The sequence below is a fragment of the Acidithiobacillus ferrivorans genome (assembly GCF_016250455.1).
In the GTDB taxonomy this organism is placed as follows: Bacteria; Pseudomonadota; Gammaproteobacteria; order Acidithiobacillales; family Acidithiobacillaceae; genus Acidithiobacillus; species Acidithiobacillus ferrivorans.
Map to the genome: position 1 here is coordinate 1,378,140 of NZ_CP059488.1, position 25,925 is coordinate 1,404,064.

Annotated in this window: 24 protein-coding genes, 1 pseudogene and 1 riboswitch; of the genes and pseudogenes, 20 read left to right on the top strand and 5 right to left on the bottom strand. The window is 58.1% G+C overall.

The features are described 5' to 3' along the window. The first annotated feature begins 29 nt into the window (after window positions 1-29). Window positions 30-123, top strand: a riboswitch (TPP riboswitch). Window positions 124-196: 73 nt separating this feature from the next. The 4 genes from thiC to H2515_RS06835 all read left to right on the top strand — a co-directional run bounded on the left by thiC (window position 197) and on the right by H2515_RS06835 (window position 4,707). Further along, window positions 197-2,080 carry a phosphomethylpyrimidine synthase ThiC gene (gene thiC, locus H2515_RS06820; protein WP_065413931.1) on the top strand — a complete coding sequence of 628 codons (1,884 nt, stop codon included), beginning with the start codon at window positions 197-199 and terminating at the stop codon, window positions 2,078-2,080. A gap of 125 nt (window positions 2,081-2,205) precedes the next feature. Beyond that, window positions 2,206-3,567 carry a sigma-54 interaction domain-containing protein gene (locus H2515_RS06825; protein ID WP_198661260.1) on the top strand — a complete coding sequence of 454 codons (1,362 nt, stop codon included), beginning with the start codon at window positions 2,206-2,208 and terminating at the stop codon, window positions 3,565-3,567. Then, a complete protein-coding gene (locus H2515_RS06830; RefSeq protein ID WP_198661261.1) occupies window positions 3,551-4,234 on the top strand; it encodes an alpha/beta hydrolase in 684 nt (227 codons plus the stop codon). The genes H2515_RS06825 and H2515_RS06830 overlap by 17 nt, the downstream gene beginning before the upstream one ends. Further along, complete coding sequence (locus H2515_RS06835) at window positions 4,225-4,707, top strand: CopD family protein (RefSeq protein WP_051984701.1); 483 nt, start codon at window positions 4,225-4,227, stop codon at window positions 4,705-4,707. Before H2515_RS06830 ends, H2515_RS06835 begins: the two co-directional genes overlap by 10 nt. A gap of 12 nt (window positions 4,708-4,719) precedes the next feature. On the opposite strand, the gene H2515_RS06840 is transcribed toward H2515_RS06835, so the two are convergent. Beyond that, a complete protein-coding gene (locus H2515_RS06840) occupies window positions 4,720-6,138 on the bottom strand; it encodes a dihydrolipoyl dehydrogenase family protein (protein ID WP_198661262.1) in 1,419 nt (472 codons plus the stop codon). Window positions 6,139-6,538: 400 nt separating this feature from the next. Between H2515_RS06840 and H2515_RS06845 the strand changes: the two genes are divergently transcribed. Genes H2515_RS06845 through H2515_RS06860 form a run of 4 tightly spaced genes read left to right on the top strand, consistent with a single transcriptional unit; the run spans window position 6,539 to window position 11,098 of the window. Beyond that, window positions 6,539-8,074 (top strand): glucan biosynthesis protein, encoded by a 1,536-nt coding sequence (locus tag H2515_RS06845; RefSeq protein WP_198661263.1) that lies wholly within the window; start codon window positions 6,539-6,541, stop codon window positions 8,072-8,074. Window positions 8,075-8,079: 5 nt separating this feature from the next. Next, window positions 8,080-8,586, top strand: a complete 507-nt coding sequence (locus tag H2515_RS06850) for a hypothetical protein (protein WP_198661264.1) — start codon at window positions 8,080-8,082, stop codon at window positions 8,584-8,586. Window positions 8,587-8,588: 2 nt separating this feature from the next. Further along, window positions 8,589-10,682 carry a glucans biosynthesis glucosyltransferase MdoH gene (gene mdoH / locus H2515_RS06855; RefSeq protein ID WP_198661265.1) on the top strand — a complete coding sequence of 698 codons (2,094 nt, stop codon included), beginning with the start codon at window positions 8,589-8,591 and terminating at the stop codon, window positions 10,680-10,682. Then, window positions 10,682-11,098: a tetratricopeptide repeat protein gene (locus H2515_RS06860; protein ID WP_198661266.1), complete on the top strand. Its 417-nt coding sequence runs from the start codon at window positions 10,682-10,684 to the stop codon at window positions 11,096-11,098. Before mdoH ends, H2515_RS06860 begins: the two co-directional genes overlap by 1 nt. Window positions 11,099-11,464: 366 nt before the next feature. On the opposite strand, the pseudogene H2515_RS06865 reads toward H2515_RS06860, so the two are convergent. Then, window positions 11,465-12,187 (bottom strand): annotated as a pseudogene (locus H2515_RS06865) (NAD-dependent epimerase/dehydratase family protein); the annotation flags it as partial. 96 nt (window positions 12,188-12,283) lie between these two features. On the opposite strand from H2515_RS06865, the gene H2515_RS06870 reads away from it, so the two are divergent. Next, window positions 12,284-12,700, top strand: coding sequence for a DUF423 domain-containing protein (locus H2515_RS06870; protein WP_035191664.1), 417 nt, complete (start codon window positions 12,284-12,286; stop codon window positions 12,698-12,700). 12 nt (window positions 12,701-12,712) lie between these two features. Next, a complete protein-coding gene (locus tag H2515_RS06875; RefSeq protein ID WP_014029177.1) occupies window positions 12,713-13,114 on the top strand; it encodes a hypothetical protein in 402 nt (133 codons plus the stop codon). Window positions 13,115-13,272: 158 nt separating this feature from the next. Here the strand turns inward: H2515_RS06875 and sohB are convergent, their stop codons facing one another. Continuing rightward, entirely contained in the window at window positions 13,273-14,352 is a 1,080-nt protein-coding gene (gene sohB, locus H2515_RS06880; RefSeq protein WP_232821604.1) for a protease SohB, read from the bottom strand. A gap of 27 nt (window positions 14,353-14,379) precedes the next feature. On the opposite strand from sohB, the gene H2515_RS06885 reads away from it, so the two are divergent. From H2515_RS06885 to H2515_RS06930, 10 genes are all read left to right on the top strand, one after another. Further along, window positions 14,380-14,622, top strand: coding sequence for a MoaD/ThiS family protein (locus H2515_RS06885; protein ID WP_014029175.1), 243 nt, complete (start codon window positions 14,380-14,382; stop codon window positions 14,620-14,622). A gap of 2 nt (window positions 14,623-14,624) precedes the next feature. Further along, entirely contained in the window at window positions 14,625-15,110 is a 486-nt protein-coding gene (locus H2515_RS06890; RefSeq protein ID WP_198661268.1) for a molybdenum cofactor biosynthesis protein MoaE, read from the top strand. A gap of 11 nt (window positions 15,111-15,121) precedes the next feature. Continuing rightward, complete coding sequence (locus H2515_RS06895) at window positions 15,122-15,607, top strand: YajQ family cyclic di-GMP-binding protein (protein WP_014029173.1); 486 nt, start codon at window positions 15,122-15,124, stop codon at window positions 15,605-15,607. 88 nt (window positions 15,608-15,695) lie between these two features. Beyond that, the gene (gcvT, locus tag H2515_RS06900) at window positions 15,696-16,823 is read left to right on the top strand and encodes a glycine cleavage system aminomethyltransferase GcvT (protein ID WP_198661269.1); all 1,128 of its coding nucleotides are present in this window, start codon (window positions 15,696-15,698) and stop codon (window positions 16,821-16,823) included. Beyond that, window positions 16,820-17,203 (top strand): glycine cleavage system protein GcvH, encoded by a 384-nt coding sequence (gene gcvH, locus H2515_RS06905; protein WP_014029171.1) that lies wholly within the window; start codon window positions 16,820-16,822, stop codon window positions 17,201-17,203. The genes gcvT and gcvH overlap by 4 nt, the downstream gene beginning before the upstream one ends. A 4-nt stretch (window positions 17,204-17,207) precedes the next feature. Continuing rightward, complete coding sequence (gene gcvPA, locus H2515_RS06910) at window positions 17,208-18,551, top strand: aminomethyl-transferring glycine dehydrogenase subunit GcvPA (protein ID WP_065413941.1); 1,344 nt, start codon at window positions 17,208-17,210, stop codon at window positions 18,549-18,551. Continuing rightward, on the top strand, window positions 18,548-19,978 hold the full coding sequence (gene gcvPB / locus H2515_RS06915; RefSeq protein WP_051984700.1) for an aminomethyl-transferring glycine dehydrogenase subunit GcvPB: 1,431 nt from the start codon (window positions 18,548-18,550) through the stop codon (window positions 19,976-19,978). Before gcvPA ends, gcvPB begins: the two co-directional genes overlap by 4 nt. After that, window positions 19,975-20,883 (top strand): AAA family ATPase, encoded by a 909-nt coding sequence (locus H2515_RS06920; protein WP_065412613.1) that lies wholly within the window; start codon window positions 19,975-19,977, stop codon window positions 20,881-20,883. The genes gcvPB and H2515_RS06920 overlap by 4 nt, the downstream gene beginning before the upstream one ends. Then, window positions 20,880-21,881 (top strand): hypothetical protein, encoded by a 1,002-nt coding sequence (locus H2515_RS06925; RefSeq protein WP_065412614.1) that lies wholly within the window; start codon window positions 20,880-20,882, stop codon window positions 21,879-21,881. The genes H2515_RS06920 and H2515_RS06925 overlap by 4 nt, the downstream gene beginning before the upstream one ends. Window positions 21,882-21,884: 3 nt before the next feature. After that, complete coding sequence (locus H2515_RS06930; RefSeq protein WP_065412615.1) at window positions 21,885-23,897, top strand: transglutaminase family protein; 2,013 nt, start codon at window positions 21,885-21,887, stop codon at window positions 23,895-23,897. Between the two features lie 17 nt (window positions 23,898-23,914). Here H2515_RS06930 and H2515_RS06935 read toward each other — a convergent pair whose 3' ends face one another. Then, window positions 23,915-25,603 (bottom strand): ABC transporter ATP-binding protein, encoded by a 1,689-nt coding sequence (locus H2515_RS06935; protein WP_065412616.1) that lies wholly within the window; start codon window positions 25,601-25,603, stop codon window positions 23,915-23,917. Then, on the bottom strand, window positions 25,600-25,923 hold the full coding sequence (gene fdxA / locus H2515_RS06940) for a ferredoxin FdxA (RefSeq protein ID WP_035191655.1): 324 nt from the start codon (window positions 25,921-25,923) through the stop codon (window positions 25,600-25,602). The genes H2515_RS06935 and fdxA overlap by 4 nt, the downstream gene beginning before the upstream one ends. Window positions 25,924-25,925: the final 2 nt, after the last annotated feature.

Below are 25,925 nucleotides of genomic sequence, written 5' to 3' on the forward strand. Positions count from 1 at the left end.
AGCTTCCCGTACCTTGCTCAGTGAATCGTTATAAACGCTAGGGGCGTCCACGTCGTGGGCTGAGAGGTACCCTTGGAACCTGATCCGGGTTATGCCGGCGTAGGGAAGCGCGACCGCAGCACACCTGTCCGCATCTTCCTCCCGCATCCTGATTTTGTTCCGCAATAATCGGATAAATTTTTAGGAGGAATGATTGATGGCTACCCGCCCCACAGATGTTGTGACCACCATGCAGGATGCCGTGGTAACCTGCGGCCCGATTCCCGGCTCACACAAGCGTTATCTCGCCGGGGAGATGTTCCCGGAATTGCGTGTCCCCCTGCGAGAGATCCAGCAGAGCGATTCGCGGAAACGGGACGGCAGCCTCGAAAGCAATCCTTCTATCCCGGTCTATGATTGCAGCGGTCCCTACACCGACCCGGACGCGATCATCGATATTCATGCGGGCTTGCCTGCCCTGCGCTGGCAGTGGTCGCAGCCAGATACGGCCATCGCCAGCCGTCCCGAGCCCAGTTCCGCCTATGGCCGTGCCCGTCTGGCGGATGTCCGCACGGCCGATCTGCGTTTCAATCATCGCCGCGAAATCCGCCGGGCGGCCAATGGCGGCAACGTCTCCCAGATGCACTATGCGCGGCATGGCATCATCACCCCCGAGATGGAGTTCGTCGCCATCCGCGAAAACCAGGGTCTGGAGCGTCTGCGCGCCAGCCATCCGGCGCTGTTCCGCGCCCATCGTGGTGAGTCCTTCGGCGCGCAGATCCCCGACACCATTACCCCGGAATTTGTGCGTGACGAAATTGCCCGGGGCCGCGCCATCATTCCCGCCAATATCAACCATCCTGAGTTGGAGCCGATGATTATCGGCCGCAATTTTCTGGTGAAGATCAATGCCAATATCGGCAACTCTGCAGTCAGCTCGTCCATCGCTGAAGAAGTGGAAAAAATGGTCTGGTCAATCCGCTGGGGTGCCGATACGGTCATGGATTTGTCCACCGGTAAGCATATTCACGAAACCCGCGAATGGATTATCCGCAATAGCCCCGTGCCCATCGGTACCGTGCCGATTTATCAGGCTTTGGAAAAGGTGGACGGTAAGGCCGAAGACCTCACCTGGGATCTCTACCGCGACACCCTCATCGAACAGGCGGAGCAGGGGGTGGATTACTTCACCATCCATGCCGGTGTCCTGCTGCGTTACGTCCCGCTGACCGCGCATCGCCTTACCGGTATCGTGTCGCGTGGTGGTTCCATCATGGCCAAATGGTGTCTCGCCCACCATCAGGAGAGCTTCCTCTATACTCATTTTGAAGAAATCTGCGAAATCATGAAGGCCTATGACGTGAGCTTCTCCCTTGGCGACGGGTTGCGTCCCGGTTCCCTGGCCGACGCCAATGACGAGGCCCAGTTTGCCGAGCTGCATACCCTGGGTGAACTCACCCAGATTGCCTGGAAGCACGATGTGCAGGTCATGATCGAAGGCCCCGGCCATGTCCCCATGCAACTCATCAAGGCCAATATGGAGGAGGAGCTGCAGCACTGTTTCGAGGCCCCGTTTTACACGCTCGGACCACTGACCACGGACATTGCCCCTGGCTATGACCATATTACCAGCGCCATCGGCGCCGCCCAGATCGGTTGGTATGGCACGGCCATGCTCTGCTACGTCACGCCCAAAGAACATCTCGGCCTGCCGGACAAAAACGATGTGCGGGAGGGGGCGATTACCTACAAGATTGCCGCCCATGCCGCCGACCTGGCCAAGGGGCATCCCGGTGCGCAGGTGCGCGACAATGCCCTGTCCAAGGCGCGTTTTGAATTTCGCTGGGAGGACCAGTTTCACCTCGGGCTGGATCCGGAAAAGGCGCGGGAATATCACGACGAGACCCTCCCGCAGGAAGGCGCCAAGGCGGCCCATTTCTGCTCTATGTGCGGTCCGCATTTCTGTTCCATGAAAATCTCTCAGGATTTGCAGGAGTATGCCCAGTCTAAAGGCGAAGATATTGAGACCGCGCGCTTAGAAGGTATGCAGGAAAAGGCTGAGGATTTCAAACGGCTGGGGAAAAATATCTATCTACGTTAATCAATATGACTGTCAGATATGACATACGCGAATTGGCAGAAGCTGTTATAGTTGGCATGCCTGCCGGGGAGAGTGCTCGCGTGCGGGTAGCGCGATCTGGCGTGTGAGCTACGATGGGGAGGGTCATGACGGATTTACTCAAGCAGTTACGACCGGAAATGACGTCGCTGTTAAACTGTTTTAGCGCTCCGGCGGTATTGCTTTGCTCAGATTACACGGTCCTTGCCGCCAATCAGGCCTACCGACGGGTTTTCGGTGATGGTAAGCCTTTACAGGGGCGGCGCTGTTACGAAATCATGGCGGAAGCAGGCTACACATGTCGTCAGGGGGGCAACCAGTGCCCCCTCGATACGTGTCAGCGTTCTGGTACCGATCAGCATGTGGTGCATAGCGGTACCTCCGGAAACGCCCAGATTGATCTGTACCCCATTCGCAACGATAACGCTGAAGTCGTTTATTTTCTCGAACTTCTGATTCTTATACCGCAGTCGGTTGTGCAATCCGCTCCAGCTATGGTCGGCAACTCCCCCGCCTGGCAGGACGTTACCGCGCTTATCCGACGAGCGGCCCCCAGTGAGGCCGTCGTATTGCTGCTGGGGGAGTCCGGCACGGGCAAAGAGCTGGCCGCCGCAGCTATACATCAGGGTAGCCGGGTTCGCAACGGGCCCTTTGTGGCGGTGGATTGCTCGGGATTGCCCGAAACCCTCTTTGAGAGTGAGCTCTTCGGCCATGAGAAAGGAGCATTTACCGGCGCACACTCGCGCAAAATTGGCTTGGTAGAAGCGGCTAATGGTGGCACCCTTTTTCTGGATGAAATCGGCGATATTCCCCTCAGCTTGCAGGTAAAACTCCTGCGCCTGCTGGAAACGGGTTATTTCCGGCGAGTGGGGGGCGTGGAGCCGATTCGTTCGCAGTTCCGCCTGATCTCGGCTACACACCGCCCGCTGGAAAGAATGGTCGAGGAGGAGCGGTTCCGGCAGGATCTATATTATCGTTTGAATACCTTTCCTATCGTGTTGCCCGCGCTGCGTGAGCGCCTGGAGGATATTCCCCCGCTGGCGAAAGCTATTCTGCAGCGATTGCCCGTGGCCAAGGGTCTCCATCTTCATGCGGGCGCGCTGGATATTCTTCAACACTATGATTATCCTGGCAATATTCGTGAATTGCGCAACATCCTGGAGCGTGCCGCACTACTGGCTGATGATATCTGGATTCTCCCCGAGCATTTGCCCGCAAACCTTCAGCATCTGCCAGGGCAGAAGAAATCCGGCACGGCAAACGCCGTGTCTGCCAGACAGTCCTCCGTACCAGGCGTTGCAGAAATCATTCCTCTGGCGGAACTGGAAGAACAATATCTACGCTGGGCGCGGGGAAGTTACGGTGGGGATCGCCGCAGTCTGGCGCAACGTCTGGGCGTAAGCGAACGCACTTTATATCGTAAGTTAGATGCATTGAGGAGTCATACCGAACATGTCGTTGAGCCATAATATTTGGCCGGAGGGTCTGCTGACGCGCCCCGGTCGCGATGCGGACGCTCCTTGCGTTGTGCTGCTGCACGGCCTCGGTGCCTCTATGGAAGACCTCGCCGGGGTGGCGGATCTTGTAGACCCGGAAGGCCGCTGCCGCTGGGTATTTCCCAATGCGCCTGTGCGCCCGGTCCGCATCAACGGCGGCAGACCGATGCGGGCCTGGTATGACATTTATGGTTCAGACAGCCATTCCGCGGAAGATGCGGAAGGATTACAGGACATGGCCAAGCGGCTCAGCGTCCTACTGGATCATGAGGCGGGTAAGGGATCCTCTATCATTCTCGGTGGATTCTCGCAGGGCGGCGCCATGTCGCTCTATACCGCGTTGCATAGCGGTTATGTGACCAAGGCGGTGCTTGCCCTGAGTGCCTACCTGCCGTTGCGCGCCCAGCTGTCGACAGCTACGGCCAAGTCGCCGCTGATATTTTTGGCGCACGGGCAACAGGACGCCGTCTTGCCCATTTCTTATATGGATATTGCCCAGCAGATGATGGAAGTATTGGGTTATAGGATAAGCGCTCACCGTTATCCCATGGAGCACACCCTTTGTGAGGACGAACTGCTGGATTTACGTACCTTTCTTCATACAATTGCCGATTCCCAGGAGACGATAGCATGCCAGTGAATGTGTTATGGATTGAACAATTCGTACATATTGTTGCCGTAGTGATCTGGATTGGCGGTCTTTTTTTCGCCACGGTCGTGTTGGCACCCGTTCTGCAGGCAGAAATCGCTCAGGCCAGCACCCGAATTCCTTTGCTGCACGTCATCCTGCGCCGATTTTTTCTGTGGGTCTGGATATCCGGTGTAGTATTGCTCAGCAGTGGTTACACCATGGTACCGCTGTTCTACGGGGGCTTTGCCACCCTCAGTGCGCCGATCTCAATGATGATGTTGTTGGGTACGATCATGGTGATGCTGTCGCTGCATGTCTACTTTGCGCCGCTCAAACGGCTACGGCGTGCCGTCCGCGATCAGGACTGGAAGGCGGGTGCACGTGCCTTGAGTCAGGTCCGCCTGGTTTCTGGCGTCAACCTGCTCTTATCGCTGGTGGTGATTCTGATGGGGGTGTGGGGGATGGTTGGCACCCCTTGGTAGCCCTGCAATCCGTTAATCTGTTGTCCCAAAAATCTGCTCTTCCAGACCCCATCGTGCCGCCAGCGTTTCGGCGGCATTCACTAGTTCCTCCGCGCGCGAGGGATGGTTGACGCGAGTTTCGACGATCTTACGCAAGGCCTCATCGCGGTTGCCACTGCTGGCGAGCAGGTGAATCAGCTCGCCAGCATCGCGGCCGACAATTTCACCGCCGAGCAGTTCGCCGCTATCCATGTCCGCCAACAAACGGACGAAGCCCACACTATCATCCTGCCCCAGTGCCCGCGGTGAGGTCTCAAAAGCGGCAAAACCCACGGCTGGTTCAAAGCCCAGATCTTCGGCCGCATCATCATCCATCCCGATACGCGCCAGTTCCACTGCCGAATAAACCAGTTCCGGCACCCAGAGCGGATCGCGTTCCTGTTTTTCTGCGCTGAGCAGATTGTGGATGACTATCTGGGCATCGTTGAGGGCCTGATTGGCATTCATGATCGGTCCGACCGCATCGCCAATGGCATAGATGCCGGATTCTTCCGTCTCCAGCATAGTATTGGTCTGTACAAATCCGCGATCATCCAGGGTGACACTGGTGTTTTCCAGCCCCAATCCCTCCGTAAAAGCATGGCGCCCGGTAGCGAGCAGCAGCCAATCGCCCTGAACCGACTTCCCCCGGTCATCGAAGACCGTCACTCCAGCGGCCGTCGTTTCAATGCGGGCGATCTTGAATCCGGCCTGTGGATGGATATTCAACGCCGCCAGCGCCGCTTTGAGCGTATCCTTGGCCTGCGGGGAATACCGGGTATGGGCGAGGGAAGGGGAGTGTGTCAGCCATTCCACCTGTTTGCCGAGTTGGGTGAAAATATACGCGAACTCGGTGCCGATAACCCCGCCGCCCACCATAATTACCCGGTCCCCACTGGGGACGCCGTCGTCATAAAGCATATCGCTTGTCAGCGCCTTACCGGGTACCGTGGTGATTCCCTGGGGTAGGGATGGCACCGATCCGGTGGCAATGATGCTGGCTTCCGTATGGATTTCCGTCAAACCCGCAGCGCTCTGGATTTGAATGCGCTGCGGATCGAGGAAGTGCCCGGTGCCATTATAAAGATGCACACCAAGACGTTTCAGATAATCGACGTAGCTGGCGCGCACCGTCTCGACCACTTTATGCTGGTGCTGCCAGGCTTGCGCCATATCTCCTGTGAGCGCCAAACCCACAACGCCCCGTTTCTCGAAATGACGACTTTGCTCGATCCACTTTGCCGTCTCATGCCAGTCCTTTTTGGGGACGCAACCGCGGTTCAAACAGGTGCCACCCCAGGTCTGTGTCTCGATGATCGCGGCTTTTTTGCCACGCAGAGCGGCGAGTACTGCCGCGCGATAGCCACCTGGGCCGCTACCGATAATCGTGATGTCATAATTTGTTGTTTCCATGGCTCCATCTTTTTCAATAAAATAAGAAGTATTCTTAAAGTTATATGTCATGTGTATGGCGGGTTGCTGCTGACCAGGCCAGTAGGCCCCCTGCAACTCAAGCATTGGACAAATAAATTGTGTTGTTTGACAGCGACGCAAGCCCTCGTCATCTTCAATGGCTGAAGCCCATTGTTTATGGGAACAATCTATCAATGTCTTGTGATAATATAATGTTTTCAGTGAGCTATAAAGCTTGCCTGAAACCCGCCTGCAAGAGCAGACTCTCCGGTGCGGTCGATTCATGGCCCATCCCTCTAAAAGCGTCGGGTGCAAGCGACAATCACCGCTTTAAAATAATAATAATAACTACAAAATTATGTAGTTATAAAACTGGCATAAGTTTTGCTTTTGTTCTGCCATGAATGTTTATCATCTGAATCGCCCGTCACTAAAGCTACTGGCCGCCGCCCTACTGGGGCTCGCAGGATGGGCGATGACACTGCCTGTATATGCGGCTGATTTTAGCATGACCAACGTGGAGGCCAAGGCCAAAACGTTGGTGAACAGCACTTATGATGCGAAGCCGCTACCCATCCCAGCCTTCCTGAAAGACCTCAGCCCTGAACAATATGCGCAAATTCAGGATGTTATGCCACTCTGGCGTGGCGACAATTTGCCGTTTCAGGCACAGTTTTATCTGCCCGGCTCTTGGTTTCACCGCCCAGTGGTTATCCGCAGCGTTGTGGATGGTGTGGTGCAGCCCATCCGCTTTACGCTAAAGCATTTCAGCTTCGGTGATCTAAACGTACCCAAAGATATGCCCAGCGAACTCGGTTACGCAGGCTTCCGTCTGCTCGCGCCGCTGAATACGCCGCCGCGTTATAACGAGTTCATCTCCTTCCTCGGTGCGACTTATTTCCGCGCCGTGGGGAAAAATGCCATCTACGGGACGTCGACACGTGGCCTCGGGATCGACACGGCTCAGCCTTCCGGCGAAATCTTCCCCTACTTCAAACAATTCTGGCTGGTGCAGCCCAAGGCGGGCGCTACCCGGATGGTGGTCTACGCACTTATGGACAGTCCGGTGGCGACGGGTGCCTATCGCTTCACCATCCAGCAGGGTGATAGCAGCACAGTACATGTCGATGCCACCATTTACCTGCGCAAGCCGGTAAAGGTGCTGGAGCTTGCGCCCCTGACCAGCATGTACTGGCACGGACATGGACGTGGTATCAGCGCCGGTGACTGGCATCCGGCGCAGCATGATTCCAGTGACTTGGTCATGGCCAACGGCAACGGCGAATGGATCACCCGGCCCATAGACAACCCTTTGTACATCCAGACCACTACTTACGACATGGATCACCCCGAGGGTTTCGGCCTGATTCAGGAGGATCGTCAGTTCTCCGCGTATGAAGGGATCGAGACCAACTACCAGCGGCGTCCCAGCGTCTGGGTCCAGCCCGATGGCGACTGGGGCAAGGGGCAGGTACGTCTGATAGAACTCCCCACCAACAACCGCGATATGGATAATATTGCTGTGTTTTGGGTGCCAGAGCATGAGCCTGCGCCCAAAACACCCCTGCATTTTGCGTATACCGTGCGCTTTTTCCTCAATAACCACGGTCTGATACCGCTGGCTCATCCGGTGGCCACCTATTTGGGTAATGACATAAAAGTGCCTGGTGCGCGGACGGTGGTAATTGATTTCGCGGGCGGCGCCCTCCCGAATCTGCCGGGGACTGTGCCCATGCAGATCCACCTCAATGCTGCAGACAATGCCAAAGTGCTCAGTCAAAAGTTGGAATGGAATAAAGAAGACCATGTCTGGCGGGTGCTTGCGGTTATTCAGCCGCAACCGGATTCGCCCAGCAACGTGCGGTGTTTTTTAACCTTGGACAACCAGGTGATGAGTAATACCTGGACATATCTCTTACGTGCGGCAAAGGAGTAGGCGTAATGTTTAAAGATGAATCAAGCTACAGCGTCAATCCTGCGGGTGAGCTACTGGCGGGTTGGACAGCGGAGGCCATGGTCGTCGCAAACAATGCTCTGGTGCTGACCCGTGTGGAGCAGTACATGGCTCGCCTGTCCTTAAGCGAGGCGCAGCGGCTGTGGATTCGCGGGGAAGTGGTCGCGCAGCTGAGTGGCACCGACATGGAAGGCGAAGCACTTTATGCGCAGGCCTTTGCGAGTCTGCACATGGCCTTGGCAACCCTGACGGATGGCGATGAACTGGATGCGCGTCTGGATCTGTCTCTCAACCTGCCCGTGGGCGGAACCCATGACGGTAAATCCTGTCGCTGGTTGCAGCGCCAAATGGCCCCGGCTATTGTGCGGTCCAGCATGATCTCGCGGCCTTTGGATCGCTCCTGGGGTACGGCCTTGTTGCGCCTTTTCCAGTCTGCACTGCTGGACCGCAGTGCGATTAGTGCGATTCGGCGCGTGTTGCCCGGAGAAGCCTGAATATGGGCCGTAGCAGCGCCCGGCCATGGGAAGCCATCGGCCGGTACCGGCGCTACTGGCTCAGCACCTTCATCATTTTGCCCGCGTGTAGCGCAGGCCTGATGCTCGCTCAGGTACTGACCGATCGTCTGCCTCTGTGGCTGGAAATCCCAACACTGCTGATTTTCGTATTATTGTTTGCCTGGATCTCTGCGGGCTTTTGGACCGCATTGGTGGGATTTATTCTGCTTATGCGCGGACGAACAGATACCGTACCGGGTAGCCCCGAGTTGCATCTTGCGGAGCCGCGTCCGCAGAGTCGTGTAGCTATAGTCATGCCCATCTATAACGAAGAGGTAGAGCGAGTCGCAGCGGGCCTCCAGGCGACTTATAAATCTCTGCAACATGCTGGAGCGCTCGCGCACTTCGAGTTTTTTTTGCTGAGCGACACTCGTGATCCCTCGATCTGGCTGCGCGAAGAGCTGGTGTGGTCAGCCCTCTGTCAGTCTTTAGATGCTTTTGGCCGTATCCATTACCGGCGGCGGCCCATCAACAACAAGGCCAAGAGTGGCAATGTGGCGGACTTTTGTCGTCGCTGGGGTAAGGATTATGAATATATGGTTGTGCTCGACGCCGACAGTGTGATGAACGGCGAGACGCTCTACCGGATGCTGGAGATGATGGAGGGCAATCCACAGGTCGGCATCATCCAGACTCAGCCGCTGGCCGTCAATCGCGAAACTCTCTATGCCCGCCTGCAACAGTTTGCACAGCATTTGTACGGACCGATCTTCAGTGCTGGTCTGCGCTTCTGGCAACTGGGTGACGGCCATTATATTGGCCACAACGCCATTCTGCGTACCGTACCCTTCACCCAATATTGTGCTTTGCCCGTGTTGCCGGGGCGCGCGCCCCTAGGCGGCCCGCTGCTGAGCCATGATTTTGTTGAAGCGGCGCTCATGGCCAAAAGTGGCTGGGAGGTATGGTTTGTGCCTAGCCTGTCGGGGAGCTATGAAGAAGTACCACCGACACTGATTGATGATCTCAAACGGGACCGTCGCTGGGCGCAAGGCAATCTTCAACATCTGCGCCTGCTCGCGGGGGAAGGACTGCGCCCGGCGCATCGTTTTCTCTTTATCAACGGTGCCATGTCATTTTTGGCGGCGCCTTTATGGGGAACATTTTTAATCCTTGGAGCACTGGGCTCACTGCACTGGGCCAATACAGCCAGTGACGGCAGTATAGCGCTCTTTGACTGGGGCTGGCTGGCCGATCCCATGCCCTTCTGGCTGTTTGGGGTAACGGTTATTCTGCTGCTGTCACCCAAATTTATGGCGGTGCTCTGGGTCGTGCGTCAGCGCGGTCAAAAAGACCATTTCGGTGGCTTATTCAGTCTGTTGGCCAGCATGTTTTTCGAGAGTCTTTTTTCGATCCTCATGGCACCTATCCGTATGGCCTTTCATAGCCAGTTCGTGATACAGACATTGATGGGGCGAGGTGTGCACTGGGGCGGGCAGGTGCGCGGTGATCAGGAAACCTCCTGGGCCGATGCCTTCCGGTACTTTGGCTGGTATTCTGCGCTGGGCCTGAGTTTGGCAGCGCTTTTGTACCCCTTTCTGGGTGTCTGGCATTTTGTCTGGCTGGTACCCATACTTGGCGGATTGACGGCAGCGGTGCCACTTGCTGCCTGGACAAGTCGGCCAGCACTGGGACGCTGGGCGCGGCGTCAGCGTCTCTTCGTTATTCCCGAAGAGATGCACGTCCCGCAAGAGTTGCAGGCGCTCAGTGTGGATAGCGTAGCCTATCTGCCCCACATTGAAGGAGATCCCTTCATACAGGTTGTGGTGGATCCGCGCTTTAACGCCATACATACCGCCTTGCAGCGTAATCGCACGGGTGCCTGGCCACGCGCGGCGAATCTCTGCCACAAAGCATTGGAGCAGGGTCCGCAGGGGCTCAATAACCGCGAGCGCAACATACTGCTCAGTGATCGCAACTCAATGCTCGCATTGCACCGTGCGGTCTGGTCTACAGCCGATCGGGCACGCTTGACCGCCTGGGGCTTGCAAAGCGACGAGCAGAAATTGACGGATGTGCAAATTATCGGGGGTAAGTGATGACTAAGGGCGGCGAATCCCTGGATCTGATGGCTCTGGCGGGTATCCGCAGCTTGCGCGACTTGCAGGAACGGGCACAAGCGGGTGACCCAGTGGCGCAATTCAATATGGGCGTGAAATATGCCGAAGGCATTGAAGTTAAACAGGACTATCTGGAAGCCGCCAGGTGGTACGGGGCAGCAGCAGATCAGGGCGATGCGCCCGCCCAGTTTAATTTAGGATTGATGTTTTATCAGGGGATAGGGCTGCGCAGGGATCTGCATTATGCCTACGAACTGTTCAGTCTGGCAGCAGGTCAAGGGGACACTCGTGCCCTGGCCGGAATGACGGCTGTCCTCGGTGAAGTGTCTGGAGATGTCGCTGCAGAACTTCTGGACACCTTTGGGCGGGGAGATGTCGGCTCACCCACCCATTAGCTGGTTTGGTGCTTAGGCGCGCCGGTTGCGGATTTCGGCCAGACGCTCCGCACGGGCACCTTTTTTCCTCAGATAGCCGGGTACCACGCTCTCAATGGCGGTGGCCTGAATATGAAATACGTCAGCCAGATCCTTCCGGGTGCATATATTGTCTACGGACAGGGAACGCAAATTATCGCGCGTGAGCATTTTGCCCGGCAGCTTCTCCATGATACTGGCTTGCAGGTTGCCGACAAAGTTACCGAGGGGCACGATGGCACGATGGGTGCCAATCAGGCTCTGGGTGTAAGCCATCAGTTCGCCGAGGGTGTACACCTTGGGACCGCACAAGTCATAGGCCTTGCCATAGGTTTTTTCATCATCAATGGACTGCACGTAGGCACTGACCACGTCCTCTACCCAGACCGGCTGCATTTTGGCGTTGGTGCCAGCCATGGGAATGAAAAAAGGGATGCCGCGCAGCAACTGAGCGAAGCGGTTAAAAAAGCGGTCTCCTTCACCAAAAATTACCGAAGGGCGGAAAGACGTTACCTTCAGACCGCGCCCCCAGAGTAGTTTTGGGCCAGTCAGGTAATTAAAGTGACCCATTTCCGCGCTGTTCTCACCAGACTGGCGGATGATCTCCTCACCAATCCCCTTGGATCGCAGATAGGCACTGGGACCAATGGGATTGGCCCCTAAGGCGCTCATGTGGAGCAGACGCGGAATGCCCAGATGTCCGCAGGTATTCGCCACCAAGCGCGGCAGCTCTATGTGATTTTTCTCGAAATCACCATGTCGCTCGGGCGGATAATCTTCGCGGCCGGGGTTGTTTTCATTGAGGATACCAACGAGGTTGATGACTACATTGCATCCTTCGAGTTGTTTTTCTAAGGCGATGGGGTCATGGACATCAGCCTCAACCACTTCCACGCCGGGGAGCACCAGCAGGTTTTCACGGTTGCGCTCGCGGTTACGCGTCAGAATGCGTACCGAGTGCCCGCCTTGACTTAAACGCTCAGCCAGATGACGCCCGACAAAACCGCTGCCGCCGAGAATGCAAATCTTATGTGTTGCCATGATGCCTCCTGAAATTGCGTTGCCAAGCATAGCACAGGCTTATGAAAGGTGTGGATGGATACACCCGTATTTGAACCCGGCCTCGCACATGGGCTATAAACGCAGAGTGCTGGCAAGGAGAATAGTATGGCGGAATGTTTGATAGGGACTGCGGCGGCGCGGTGGGGTGGGCGTTTTGTAGCACTGGGCGCATTGGTGATGGCCCTGGCGGTGATTTTCGGCGCGGCAGGAGATCATCTGGTGGCTGGCCGGGTGAGTGCCGAGGACTTGCATATTTACGATATTGCGAATCGTTTTCAGATTTATCACGGGCTCGGTCTGTTGTTCATCGGCGTGTTGATCCGCCAGTATGGCAAACGGCGCTTGCTTTATGCGGCAGGAGGACTGATGGCCTTGGGTACGCTACTGTTCTGCGGCGGACTCTATCTGCTGACGCTGACCGGCGACGTATCTTGGGCTTTTTTTGCACCCGTGGGTGGAATAACACTGATTCTTTCCTGGCTGCTGCTCGCGCTGAGCATGTGGCGGGCATCCGCAACGTAGAGAGGGATAACTATGTTAATTGCAACGGGAAATGCATACGGTAAATATCTGGATTTCGCCGATGCCGAAGTGGGGGATAAGTTTTGGCTTGTGGAGCATGTGCCGTACAGCGGGACGATAATGGCACTACGGGCGTATGCCGTAGCAGAAATTAATTCAAAAACCGTACTGTGCCGTGCTGAAGAAGGTAAACCACTCAAATTGAAGCGTGCCTTGCCTCAAGAAAATTGCTACCTGGATGCCGACCCCTATTTCCAGAATATTTCGCGAACCTGGCAGATTAATACGCAGGTTCAGGCAGCGAAACAACTAGTAAAAGAACACGAAATCATGGACTTTGATCAGGAGGTTGTCGACGCGATAATGGCGTGGCAGAAGCGGGTATCGGTGCGGAAGACCGAAGCATCAGGATAGCCGTTTGGTAATAGCTGCAAAAGGAAATAAATAGAACAATCGCACTGATCGCGGGTCATATAACGGTAAATTCGCCAGAGATGTAGGCTTGGATTCTGAGGTTCTGGGTGGTGTTCCGGTATTCGCCGCGACAAGGGATATCCTTAGCATGGACTGCTTCAGAGTGGCGTTTGCCAGAGTTTGTCCCAGCTTTGCTGGGCGGCGAGGCCGAGACGTTGGGGGAATGTCTTTTGGCGCTGGTAATGGAGGGTGAGCACTTTGCCCTTTTGTGCCGCTTCCAGAATAATTTCGTCGCTGGTGGCGAGCTGATCTACCAGTCCTAGTTGTAAGGCCTTGCTCCCCAGCCAGGCCTCGCCGGTGGCCACCTGCTCTAAATCCAGTTGCGGGCGGTACTGCTGCACAAATTCGCGGAATAGGGCATGGGTTTCTTCCAGTTCTTCGCGCAGCTTGGCTCGCCCGCTGTCGGTATTCTCGCCGAATAGGGTGACCGTGCGTTTGAATTTGCCTGCGGTGAACTGTTCCCAGTCGATGTTGCGGTCTTGCAGCCAGCGGTGGAAGTTGGGGATTTGTGCGACCACGCCAATGGAGCCGATGAGGGCAAAAGGGCTGGCGACAATGCGGTCGGCAGTGACGGCCATCATGTAGCCGCCACTCGCGGCGACAGCGTCGACCAGTGCCGTGACATGGATTTTGGCGGCGCGCAGGCGCAATATCTGGGCTGCGGCGAGGCCGTAGGTATTGACCATGCCGCCGCCGCTTTCTAAGCGGAGCAAGACGGCGTCGCCGGGTTTGGTGGCCTGAATAATGGCGGAGATTTCTTCACGCAGGGCGCTGACGGCAGAGGCGCGGATGTCGCCCTTAAAATCGAGCAGATAAGTACAGCTTTCGGTAATGGGATCTTTAGCCTTGTCTTTGCGGTCTTTTTTGAGGGTCTTTTGATGGGCTTTCAGGGCTTTTTTATTCAGCCGGTATTGCTGGACGTTTTCACTGGATTGTTCTAGTTGCTTGCGCAGGTCGCTGACCTGCACCTGCCCTGATGTGGGGTTTTTACGTTTGCTCACGGCAATAGCGGTGATGCCGCCCGCAACGATAAGCAAGGCGACCACGATGGTGACGGTGTCGGCGAGGAAAAGCAGATAGTGATTGAAGAAGGTTTCCATGGCGCAAAGATAGGCGGAAAGACGATAGCTGTAAAGATTTCGGATATGGTTGATGGCTGGCGCGTGCAGGCTTATCATTTTGCTTCTTGCTGAGGTGTTTCTTTCATGATCTATGTGAAGTTTTTTGCCAGCGTGCGCGAGCGTGTTGGAGTGGGGGAAATATCCTTGCTGATCCCGGAGGGGGGCGTAACGGTAGCGGAGGTGCTGTTGCTGGCGGAAGATGCGACCGGTGTGCTGCTGCAAGACGCGCATTTGCTGGCCGCGGTAAATTTGCAGCATGTACCTTTTTCTGGGGTGGTGCATGATGGCGATGAGGTAGCATTTTTTCCGCCAGTAACAGGTGGTTAGTTGTGATTATTAAGGTTCAGCAGGAAGATTTTGAGCCCATGGCGGAGATGGCGGCTTATCCAGTGGATGCCATTGCCGGGGCGGGTGGTTCGGTTACTTTTATCGGGACGGTGCGCGATTATAGCGAGACGGCAGATATTTTGGCCATGGAGATCGAGCATTATCCGGGGATGACAGAGCGCGAACTGGAGCGCATCAGTGCCGAGGCAGCCCGGCGCTATGATATTCTCGATAGCCTGATTATTCATCGTTATGGGCATCTGGCGCCCCAGGACAACATTGTGATGGTGGCGGTCTGGTCGCGGCACCGGGCGGCGGCCTTTGATGCCTGCCGCTTTTTGATGGATGTCCTGAAAACCAGCGCGCCTTTCTGGAAAAAAGAGATCACCCTTGCGGGCGTGCGCTGGGTGACCGATTGTCCAGGCTGCCGTGCCGGGGGTCGCGAGGGTCACACCCATGTTCCCTATTCCCATGTACACACAAGTTGAAGTGAGATTCTATGCCAAGTTTTGATGTGGTGTCTGAAGTGGATATGCAGGAAGTGGATAATGCCCTGCATACAACGGTTAAGGAAATAAACACCCGCTATGACTTTAAGGGCAGCAAGGCGTCGATGGAGCGCAAGGAGAAGGAGATCATCCTGGTCGCTGAAGATGAATACAAGCTGGGGCAGATGATTGATTTGCTCTCAATGCGTATGGTGAAGCGCGGGGTGGATTTGCAGGCACTGGATGTGGGTAAAGTGGCGTCTGCGGCGGGTGGAATGGAGCGACAGGTGCTGGGCCTGAAAGTCGGGTTGGAGACAGAAGTATCCAAGCGCATGATCAAGTTCCTGAAGGACGGTAAGTTCAAGGCGCAGGGCAGTATTCAGGGAGACCAGTTGCGGGTGTCCGGCAAGAGCCGGGACGAGCTGCAGGCTGCTATTGCCGCGCTGCGGGGGCACGATTTTGGTCTGCCAATACAATTCAATAACTTCCGGGACTAATCGCAAGCATAAAGAGGGATGGCATGAATAAGACAAAGTGGGCAGCGCTCATTGCAGAGGTGCCGAGCGTGACGGCGGCGGCCGTTTTATGAGCACGATCTCAGCACAGCGCACGGCGTTCTATGACTGGCATGTCGCGCATGGCGCGCGCATGGTGGATTTCGCGGGTTGGGAGATGCCCCTGAACTACGGCTCGCAATTGGCGGAGCATGAGGCGGTGCGGCAGACGGCGGGGCTTTTTGATGTCTCGCACATGCGGCCTTTGGACCTGAGTGGACCGGATGCGCGGACGTTGCTGCGTTATGCCTTGGCCAACGATGTGGCGAAGCTGGATGCGGTGCCGGGTAAGGCACTGTACAGCACGATGCTGCAAGATGATGGCGGGATTATTGACGATCTGATTGTCACGCATCGTGGAGATGGTAGGTATCGGATTGTGCTGAATGCGGGCGGGGCGGAGGCGGACACGGCGCACCTGCAGACCCTGGTGGATGCCCGGGGCTGGCAGGTGACCCTGCAGAAGCGGCCGGATCTGGGGATTCTAGCGGTACAGGGTCCCACAGCGCGGGCCATGGCGGCGACGGTGTTGGGGATGCCTGCATTGGCGGAGTTGCCGGTTTTTCACGCATTGGAGCAGGGTGACTTCTTCGTCGGGCGCACAGGTTATACGGGTGAAGATGGTGTCGAAGTGATCGCCGCGAATACTTTGTTGCCGGGCCTGGCGGATCGGCTGGTGGCTGCCGGGGTGCGGCCAGCCGGGTTGGCGGCACGGGATAGTCTGCGTCTGGAGGCGGGGCTGGATCTTTACGGTCAGGATATGACGACGGCGGTTTCGCCTTACGCGAGCAATCTGGCCTGGACGGTGGATTTGCGTGCCGTAGAGCGGGATTTCCTGGGGCGAGCGGCACTGGAGGCACAGTTGGCCGCGGGGAGTGGCGGCAAATTGATTGGTCTGGCGATGCGTGAGGGGATTCCCCGTCATGGTTATGTGGTGGAAGATGCGCTGGGGCAACCTTGTGGGGTGATCACCAGCGGTATTTTCTCGCCTAGCCTGCAGTGTGGTATCGCGCTGGCCCGTGTCGATGCGGCGCTGGAGCCGGGGGCCGTATGCGCCGTTGTGGTGCGCGGGGCGCGGCGTCCGGCTCTGGTGGTAAAGCCGCCTTTCTGGCGGAAAGGCGTGGCAACTTTTTCTTTTCCTGAGGAGCATGCGGCATGAGCAAGATTCCGGAGATGTTGCGTTACAGCGATACCCATGAGTGGGTCGAAGATCTGGGGAGCGGACGCTACCGGGTAGGGATTACCGATCATGCCCAGGAATTGCTGGGGGATCTGGTGTATGTGGAAGTGCCTGATGTCGGCAAGGCGATTCATGGTGGCGAAGTCTGCGGCGTGCTGGAGTCGGTCAAGGCGGCGGCGGATTTGTATGCGCCCGTCAATGGCACGGTGGTGGAGCGTAATGACGGGCTGGGGGATAACCCGCAGTGGCTCAATGAAGACCCCTATGGTCAGGGCTGGATTATGGTGGTCGAGGCCGACGCCGCAGCCTGTGCCGGACTCTTGGATGCAGCAGCTTACGGTAAATTAGCGGAGTCTTAAATAAATGCCCTATATTCCCCACGATGGGTTGGAGACGGCGGCCATGTTGGCCGCCGTCGGCGTTGATCGCCTCGACCAGTTGTTTGATGAGATCCCGCCAAAATTGCAAGTGCAGGATATGGTCTTGCCCGAAGGGCTGTCGGAGATGGCCCTGCACCGCGAACTGGAGGGGCGGGCCCTGAGCAATGCGCCGTTGCGCTGCTTTGCGGGAGGCGGCGCTTATGCCCACCACATCCCAGCCATTGTCTGGGAAATTGCCGGGCGCGGCGAGTTTTATTCCGCCTATACGCCGTATCAGCCGGAGGCCAGTCAGGGTACGCTGCAGGTCGTTTATGAATACCAAAGCTTTATCACGCGGCTGACCGGATTGGAGGTGAGCAACGCCTCACTTTACGACGGGGCCTCGGGGCTGGCGGAGGCCTGCCTGATGGCGCTGCGTATTCGGGGCAGCGACAAGTCGGTGCTGGTGCCGGAGAACCTGTTGCCGGGCTGGCGGCGGGTGTTGGACAGCGTGCTCGGCTTGCAAAACATCCGTTTGGTGACGGTGCCTTATGACCGTGCGGCGGGCACCCTGATATTGCCTGCGGATGCAGGGGATGCGGCGGCGCTGATTATTCCCCAGAGTAACGCCCTGGGTTTGCTGGAGTCCGTGGATGCGCTGACCGACTGGGCCCATGGCCATGGCCTGCTGGCTATCGCCGTGGTCAATCCCCTGGCTTTGGCGCTGCTGAAGGCGCCGGGGGATTGGGGCACCCAGGGCGCGGATATAGCGGTGGGCGAAGGGCAGCCGCTGGGGATTCCCCTGACCGGCGGTGGGCCGTACTTTGGTTTTCTCGCCTGCCGCAAGATCCATGTGCGGCAGTTACCGGGACGGCTGGTTGCCAAAACCGTGGACGGGCAGGGCCGTGCGGGCTTTTGTCTGACCTTGCAGGCGCGGGAGCAGCATATTCGCCGCGGTAAAGCGACGAGCAACATCTGCACCAATCAGGGCCTGATGGTGACGGCAGCGACCATCCACATGGCGACGCTGGGCGGGCATGGCTTGCAGCAGACGGCGGTGCTATGCCATGAACGTGCCGTGCGGCTGCGGGAACTGTTGGCGGTCGTGCCGGGCGTGCGCCTGCCTTATGGCGGACCTTTCTTCCATGAATTTGTGCTGCGTCTGCCACAGGCTGCCGTGGTGGTGCGGGATGCGCTGCTGGACCATGGTCTGCTGGCGGGACTTCCGCTGGCAGACTGGGGGATGGGGGAGGCGGGTGATCTGTTGGTTTGCACCACGGAGCTGCTGGAAGAGGCCGACCTGTTGGCGTATCGCGATGCCCTGACGGCTGTCCTGGAGACCATATGAGCGATTCCATTTTCGATTACGATCATCATTTTCCAGCGGCGGAGTTGCCGTCCGATATCCCGGCGGACCTGCTCCGGAAGGCGCCCCTGAATCTGCCCAACCCGGCGGAGCTGGAGGTGCTGCGTCACTACACCCGCCTGTCGCAGAAGAATTTTTCCATCGACACTCACTTTTATCCACTGGGCTCCTGCACCATGAAATATAATCCGCGGATTGCCCATAGCATGGCCTCGCTGCCGGGCTTCGCGCGCCTGCATCCGGATACGCCGGCGCCAGCCATGCAGGGACTTCTGCAGGTGCTCTGGGAGTTGCAGGAATGGCTGGCGGCGGTAACCGGCATGGCGGCGGTGAGTTTGACCCCGGCGGCGGGCGCCCAGGGCGAGTTGGCGGGTGTTGCCATGATCCGCGCTTATCATGCGGCGCGTGGAGACCATGGACGGCGGAAAATGCTGATTCCTGCGGCGGCGCACGGCACCAATCCGGCCAGTGCCCAGATGGCGGGGTTTACGGTGGTTGAAATTCCCAATCTGGTTGATGGTGATCTGGATATAGCCTTTTTAGATCAGCATCTCGGGCCGGATGTGGCAGGAATTATGCTGACCAATCCCTCCACTTTGGGGGTGTTTGAGCGACGGATTGCGGATATTGCCGCACGCGTTCATGGGGTGGGGGGACTGCTCTATTATGATGGCGCCAATCTGAATGCCATTCTCGGGCGGGTGCAGCCGGGCCGGATGGGCTTTGATGTAATGCATCTGAATCTGCATAAGACCTTTGCTACGCCCCATGGCGGCGGTGGGCCGGGTGCGGGTGCTGTAGCGGTGCAGGAACGCTTGCGGCCTTTCTTGCCTCTGCCCACGGTTCTGCGCGAAGGCGAGGGTACCCTGCACTGGATGACCGAGCAGGAGTCGCCCCGGAGTATCGGTCGGCTCAGTGCCTATGGTGGTAATATCGGCGTGTTGCTGCGTGCCCATGCCTATCTACGCCGTCTGGGTCGGGTAGGGGTAGGTCGGGTATCGGCTTATGCCGCGCTCAATGCCAACTACCTGCTCAAGGAATTGCAGCGGGTGGGTTATCAGGCGGCCTTCCCGGAGCGGCGTGCCAGTCACGAATTCATCCTGAGCGTCAGCGATTTGCAGAAGGCGACGGGCATACGGGCGCTGGATGTGGCCAAGCGCCTGCTGGATTTCGGGATCCACGCACCGACCATTTACTTTCCGCAACTGGTGCCCGAGTGTTTGCTGATTGAGCCGACGGAGACGGAAAGCAAGGCAACCCTGGACCGTTTCGTGGAGGTCATGGCGCAGATTCGTCAGGAGGCACTGGAGCAGCCGGAACTTTTGCGTGAAGCGCCCCACCATCTGCCGGTGGGGCGGCTGGATGAGGCGCTGGCGGCGCGGCGCCTGGATGTGGCGGCGGCACAATGACGGTATCTCCGGCGGGCCTGCTGGATGCACTCGGTGCGGTATTGCTCGATAAAGAACGGGCGTTGCGTCTGATTCTGTCCGGCTTTCTGGCCGGCGGGCATGTGCTGGTGGAAGATGTTCCGGGGGTGGGCAAGACGACTTTGTCGCTGGGATTGGCACGTCTGCTGGGTCTGGATTTCGCGCGGGTGCAGATGACGGCGGACATGCTGCCGGGGGATATCTTGGGGAGTAGCCTCTTCGATCCGCGCGAGCAACGCTTCGTCTTTCATCGGGGTCCGATTTTTCATGCCGTAGTACTGATGGATGAAATCAACCGGGCTTCGCCGCGCAGTCAGTCGGCCCTGCTGGAAGCTATGGCAGAAGGACAGGTTTCGGCAGACGGGCAGAGCTTTCCGCTGCCCAAGCCCTTTTTTGTGATCGCCACCCAGAATCCGCAGGAGCACGCTGGGGTCTTCCCGCTGCCGGAGAGTCAACTGGACCGCTTTACGCTGCGTCTGTCGCTGGGCTATCCGAGCCGCGAGGCGGAGCGGCGGTTGTTGGCTGGGGAAAACCGACGGCCTGTCGATCTGCAAGCTCTGGCTGATGCTGCGCTGCTGCGCCAGTGGCAGGTAGAAGTTGCGGCAGTATTCCTGAGTCCTGAACTACAGGAAATGCTTTTGGCTCTGGCGCAACACAGCCGTGAGGATGCGCGGGTGCGGACTGGATTGTCGCCACGGGGTCTGTTGGCGCTCAAGGCGAGTGCACAGGCCTGGGCTTTTCTGGCGGGCCGGGATTTTGTGACACCCGATGATCTGCGCGCGGTGACGGTACCGGTGCTGGGGCATCGTTTGCTGCCTGGCGCATCCCTGAGCGGCGATGCGCTAACGGCCCTGCTGATGCAGGATACCTGGGGTTTTGGTCCGTGAGTCGCCAGCGGCGGGAGGTACGTCTTTCCCGTCCTGGTAAGGTCTTTGTCGGGCTGACCCTGGCCCTCGGCTTTGCTGCCGTGAACACCGGTAATAATGTCTTGTTCTTGCTGGTTTCCATGATGCTGGCCATTATGGTGCTCTCCGGTTTTGTCGCCGTCGGTAACCTCTGGCGGGTGCGTGCCGCCGTGCTGCCCGGTCAGATTTTTACCGCGGGAGAGTCCGGTGATCTGCTTCTACGCATTCATAATTCACGCCCCTGGCCTCTGTGGCTGCTGGAACTGCGTCTGGGTGATGCACGCCGCACTCTGACGCGGGTGGGTGCGCGCCAGGAAGCCTTGGTTGCGCTGACCTGGCGCCCACCGCTACGTGGTCAGCCGCCTTTACCCGCTTTGCAGATGGGTTCCGCTTTTCCTTTCGCTTTTGTCTGGCGCGGTATGCATCTGGCGGTGGAGCCAGTAGATCAACCTTGGGTGGCCCCTGCTGCGGGTGGGCAATTCCTGCCACCAGCAGATCTGGGGTATCAGGAGATGGAAGGAGGTCAGCCCGGCGGTAGCGGCGATTTGCTCTGGGTGCGGGAGCGTCGGCACGGAGAAGGGTTGGGCACTGTGCTTTGGCATCGGGTGGACTGGTCTTTGGGCGTACAGGGGGAGCTGCGCCTGCCGACGCTTGAACGGGAGCAGGCAGGGCAGAGACAGATGTTACTTGACTGGGAAAGTGCGGCACTGCAACGCTGGCCGGTGGAGCAACGTCTGCAAATGCTCCGTGCCGCGCTGGACACCGTGCTGGAGCAGGGCTGGGCCTGGCAATTGCGGATGCCTGCCGGGATGGTGACCGGCTGCGGACGTTCGGGCCTGGAACATGCCTGGTTGTTACTGGCGCAGCAACCACCCCTGCCGATACCTAGGGAGGCTAATCAGCGGGCGACCCTGCCTTGGGGGCTGCGTACGGCCGGACAGTGGCTGCGGCGTTTTCCGCATCCACGAGGGGGGGGCTGATTTATGTCTGGGCTGCGACTTCCCACGCGTAGTGTGGGTTCTTTGCTGGCGGCATTGATGGGTGTCTTTATGCTCCTGGCGCTGGGTTCGGAGGCAGCACTCTGGGCCACAGGGGTTTGGGTCGTAGCGACCGGTTTAGGGCTGTATGGGGCCTGGCACGGGCGGCTGCCCTGGCTTAGTGCGGCGCAACGTTTGATGTTGGTCCTTTTTTTGCTGGTGCTGGCGTTACTACTGACCGGATGGGGCAACTGGCTGGCGATGGCCAGTCAGGTGGTGCTGGTGCTGCTGGCGGTGAAGGCATTGGAGATGCGCAGCCAGCGCGACTTTTATCAGGTGGCGGCGTTGGTGCTGTTGGGTATGGGGGTGGCGGCGTGGCTGCGCGTGGATATTCTGCTCGGCATTTTTCTGTTGACGGCCTTATATCTATCCCTGCTGGGATTACTTTGGCAGCCCTTGGCCGATGCAGCGGTGGCGCGCACGACGGAAGGGCTGCGCTGGCGGGATTTCCGCTACATGCTGGCCTTCAGTCTGGTTTTTCTGCTGGTGCTGTTGCCGGTGACGGCCATTTTCTTTCTGATGTTGCCGCGCACGCCGACGCCGCTCTGGGTCTGGGCACCGCCACAGGGAGCGGCACATTCGGGTTTCAGCGCGGTTTTGTCGCCTGACAGTATTACCCGTTTAGCCCTCGACTCCGCCACAGCTTTCCGGGCACAGATCATTCCGCAGCCAGCTGGTCCGGAACATTTGTATTGGGTGGGAGCGATCCTTTGGCGCGATGAAGGCCGGACTTGGATACCGGATTCACCTGTCGCCAGGGTGAGGGATGGGGTATCTGCAGGTGTCGGCACCGAAAGCACGGGCATTCGCCAGAAAATCGTTCTAAGTCCGGATAACAGTGACTATCTGTTTGCCTTAGCTACGCCTTATCGTTTGAATATCCCAGTTGGCTACCGGCAGCAGGCAGGTGGTGTCTTGCGTCTGAACAAGGCCTCCGGCTTGCCCATGCGCTATATTGTCTGGTCTGCACCGGCCGAACCGCGTGTGCTTTCTGCGGCGGAGCGCACCGCAGCTTTGCAGGTGCCGGACACGAGTCCGCAAGTACGGGCACTGGCGGCACATTTTGCGGGTGGCAGCGATGCGGTGGTGGTGCAGCGCCTGTTGCACTGGTTTCATGGATCTTCTTTTCGGTACAGCCTGCAGGCGCCAGCAGGCTATCCCCATGGGCAAAGCATGGCGGATTTTTTGCTCCATACCCATACGGGTTTTTGCGAATACTACGCCGGTGGGTTGGCTCTGCTGCTCCGCCTGGACGGGATTCCGGCACGGGTGGTGACGGGGTATCACGGTGGTGAGTACAACCCAGCGGGTAACTATTGGATTGTGCGGCAGAGCATGGCCCATGCCTGGGTGCAGGCCTGGCTACCGGGACAAGGCTGGGTACGTCTGGATGCGACGCCGGCGACGATATCTGGTCAGGGCGGCAGCCATGCCGGTATGTCAGCCCCTGCGGTGGTACCTACTGCGTTACAACTCTGGGACTGGATGCAATGGCAGTGGCTTAATATGGTTATCGACCTGACGCCGGCCAAACAGCGCGCCCTCTGGGCGTCGGCGGGGACGCAAATCATGCAGATTGCGCAGTTGTCTGCCTATACGCCACACTGGCCGAAAGCGCCGGGTTGGCACCGGCACACCACACTGACTTACTGGTTGGTGGGGGTGGTCAGTAGTGCTTCGCTGCTGATGGCATGGATACTGTGGTACCGCCACCGGGTGGGTAAGGATGTCGGATATTGGCGCCAGCGTGCGGTGCGCGCTTTGCGTACTTTGGGATTAAAAGACGACCGACCGGGAGTAGAGAGTTTGTTCTGGCAGCGCTTGCCAGAGGATCAGCGGGAATCTGTGCGTGAAATCTATCTGGTCCAGCGTTATGGTCCGACACCGGATGCCGATGGTGATCGGCGTCTGTCTGTGGCCTTGGCCACTCTGCGGCAATCGCTGCGCGAGACTTTCTGACTGAACGTCTGGAGCCCTTATATCGTTCCGTGTCCCTGTTCTCCTGCCACGATCTGTCCGCGCTCCAGGTGGATGATCTGGTCAGCGAGGCGGGTGGTGCGCGGGCGGTGTGCCACGATGATGATGGTTTTTCGGCCATGAAGGGCGCTGAGGGTTTCCGCGATGTGTTCTTCACTTTCGCTGTCGAGGTTGCTGGTGGCTTCGTCAAGGACCAGCACGGGGCGATCCAGATAGAGCGCCCGGGCGATGGCAAGCCGCTGGCGCTGACCACCGGAAAGATTGCCGCCATTGCCTTTGATCAGCGTTTTCAGTCCCCCTATGGGGGCTAAAAAATCCCAGGCGTGCGCTTGCCGCGCCGACGCCTCGGCGCGTTCATAATCGGGCTGAGCATCGGCATAGGCGATATTGCTCAGGGCGGTCCCGGTGAACAGTACCGGCTCTTGAGCGACAAAGCTGAAATAGCCGCGATAATCGCCGGCGGGGAGATTGCGGATGGATTGTCCGGCTACTGTAATCTCTCCGCCGCTGGGCGGCAACAAGCCGAGTATCACCCGTACCAGGCTGGTTTTGCCGCCGCCACTGGGGCCAACGATGGCGGTCGTCGTGAGCGGGGGGAGCGTGATATGAAGGCCGCGTAAAATCGCTTCGCCCCCCAATTGTAACTGGAGATCGTGGCATTGCCAGGTGCCCCAGGGGCGCGGTGTCGGGGAGCGCTGGCTGCCTTCTGCCGCTTGGTCCAGCCAGGCGAAGAGCCGGTCCGCGGCAGAAAGACCTTGTTGCAGTTGATTGTTGGCCGAGGAGAGTTGGCGCAGGGGCTCATAGATCATCCCCAGCGCCGTCAGAAAGCTGAAAAAGGCCCCCGTCGTCATCCCGCCATTCACCACCTGACTGCCCCCCAGATAGATGATGACCGCAATGCCCAGCGCCGCAATCATCTCCATGATGGGAACCGTCGCTTTCTGGATACGGGCCATCTGCATCATCAGGTCGAAGTAGTGACGCGCCTGAATAGCGAAACGCTGCGCTTCAAAGCCTTCACCACCCTGACTTTTGATCACTTCGGCGCCGCGCAGACTTTGAGAAAATTGGTCCATGATCTGGCCCATCTGCTCTTGTTGGCGCTCGCCGCGCTGGCGCAACTTCTGGCCGAAACGAATCAGGGGATAAAATGCGATGGGCAGGGTGATAAAACTGATCAGCGCCAGCTTCCAGCTCATGTAAAACACTACCGCCATGAGCGCGACAATCTGGAAGGTGGAAAGGAAGAAGCGCGCCAGCACCGCGAGGCCCTGCTGCAATAAAGTCAGGTCCAGACTCATCCGCGACAGAGTGCTGCCGTGGCTGCTGTCGATAAGGGTGCCCAGGGGCAGGCGCAGAGTGTGGGCGAAAAGGCATTCACGCAGACCGCGCAGTATATCTTCTTCGACGCGCACGAGGGTGATGGCTTGTAGGTAATCGGCGCCACCTTTAACGGCGTAGATCATGATGACGCCCAGCGGCAGCCAGAGGAGCATGCTGGCGTTGCGGTCGATGAAGATCCGGTCGAGGACCGGCTTGATCATATAAGCCACCCCACCGGTGGCTGCGCCAGAAATCATCATGAAGAGCATGGCGAGAAGGATGCGGCCCCGATACGCGCTGACCAGGCTGAGGAGTCGGCGAAAGCTGGGAGAACGCAACGCGGTGGGCACGTCAGCGTCACTCACTCTTCGAGCAGGCCCCGTTTATCTTTTACTTCCAGCCAGGCGTCAGCATCTTCGGGCGCTGCTTTCTTGTGAATGATGGCCGGCCAGATCTTGGCGAGGCGGGCGTTGATTTCCTCAAATTCTTCCTGACCTTCGGGCAGGTCATCATCGCGGAAAATGGCACCGGCAGGGCATTCTGGCTCGCAGAGCGTGCAGTCTATGCACTCATCCGGGTCAATGACCAGAAAATTAGGCCCTTCGCGGAAACAGTCCACTGGGCAGACATCTACACAGTCTGTGTATTTGCACTTAATACAAGATTCAGTCACCACGTATGTCATGG

Coding starts and splice junctions, on each gene's coding strand:
- thiC (WP_065413931.1), top strand. CDS start 197: ATGGCTACCCGCCCCACAGATGTTGTGACCACCATGCAGGATGCCGTG.
- H2515_RS06825 (WP_198661260.1), top strand. CDS start 2,206: ATGACGGATTTACTCAAGCAGTTACGACCGGAAATGACGTCGCTGTTA.
- H2515_RS06830 (WP_198661261.1), top strand. CDS start 3,551: ATGTCGTTGAGCCATAATATTTGGCCGGAGGGTCTGCTGACGCGCCCC.
- H2515_RS06835 (WP_051984701.1), top strand. CDS start 4,225: ATGCCAGTGAATGTGTTATGGATTGAACAATTCGTACATATTGTTGCC.
- H2515_RS06840 (WP_198661262.1), bottom strand. CDS start 6,138: ATGGAAACAACAAATTATGACATCACGATTATCGGTAGCGGCCCAGGT.
- H2515_RS06845 (WP_198661263.1), top strand. CDS start 6,539: ATGAATGTTTATCATCTGAATCGCCCGTCACTAAAGCTACTGGCCGCC.
- H2515_RS06850 (WP_198661264.1), top strand. CDS start 8,080: ATGTTTAAAGATGAATCAAGCTACAGCGTCAATCCTGCGGGTGAGCTA.
- mdoH (WP_198661265.1), top strand. CDS start 8,589: ATGGGCCGTAGCAGCGCCCGGCCATGGGAAGCCATCGGCCGGTACCGG.
- H2515_RS06860 (WP_198661266.1), top strand. CDS start 10,682: ATGACTAAGGGCGGCGAATCCCTGGATCTGATGGCTCTGGCGGGTATC.
- H2515_RS06870 (WP_035191664.1), top strand. CDS start 12,284: ATGGCGGAATGTTTGATAGGGACTGCGGCGGCGCGGTGGGGTGGGCGT.
- H2515_RS06875 (WP_014029177.1), top strand. CDS start 12,713: ATGTTAATTGCAACGGGAAATGCATACGGTAAATATCTGGATTTCGCC.
- sohB (WP_232821604.1), bottom strand. CDS start 14,352: ATGATAAGCCTGCACGCGCCAGCCATCAACCATATCCGAAATCTTTAC.
- H2515_RS06885 (WP_014029175.1), top strand. CDS start 14,380: ATGATCTATGTGAAGTTTTTTGCCAGCGTGCGCGAGCGTGTTGGAGTG.
- H2515_RS06895 (WP_014029173.1), top strand. CDS start 15,122: ATGCCAAGTTTTGATGTGGTGTCTGAAGTGGATATGCAGGAAGTGGAT.
- gcvT (WP_198661269.1), top strand. CDS start 15,696: ATGAGCACGATCTCAGCACAGCGCACGGCGTTCTATGACTGGCATGTC.
- gcvH (WP_014029171.1), top strand. CDS start 16,820: ATGAGCAAGATTCCGGAGATGTTGCGTTACAGCGATACCCATGAGTGG.
- gcvPA (WP_065413941.1), top strand. CDS start 17,208: ATGCCCTATATTCCCCACGATGGGTTGGAGACGGCGGCCATGTTGGCC.
- gcvPB (WP_051984700.1), top strand. CDS start 18,548: ATGAGCGATTCCATTTTCGATTACGATCATCATTTTCCAGCGGCGGAG.
- H2515_RS06920 (WP_065412613.1), top strand. CDS start 19,975: ATGACGGTATCTCCGGCGGGCCTGCTGGATGCACTCGGTGCGGTATTG.
- H2515_RS06930 (WP_065412615.1), top strand. CDS start 21,885: ATGTCTGGGCTGCGACTTCCCACGCGTAGTGTGGGTTCTTTGCTGGCG.
- fdxA (WP_035191655.1), bottom strand. CDS start 25,923: ATGACATACGTGGTGACTGAATCTTGTATTAAGTGCAAATACACAGAC.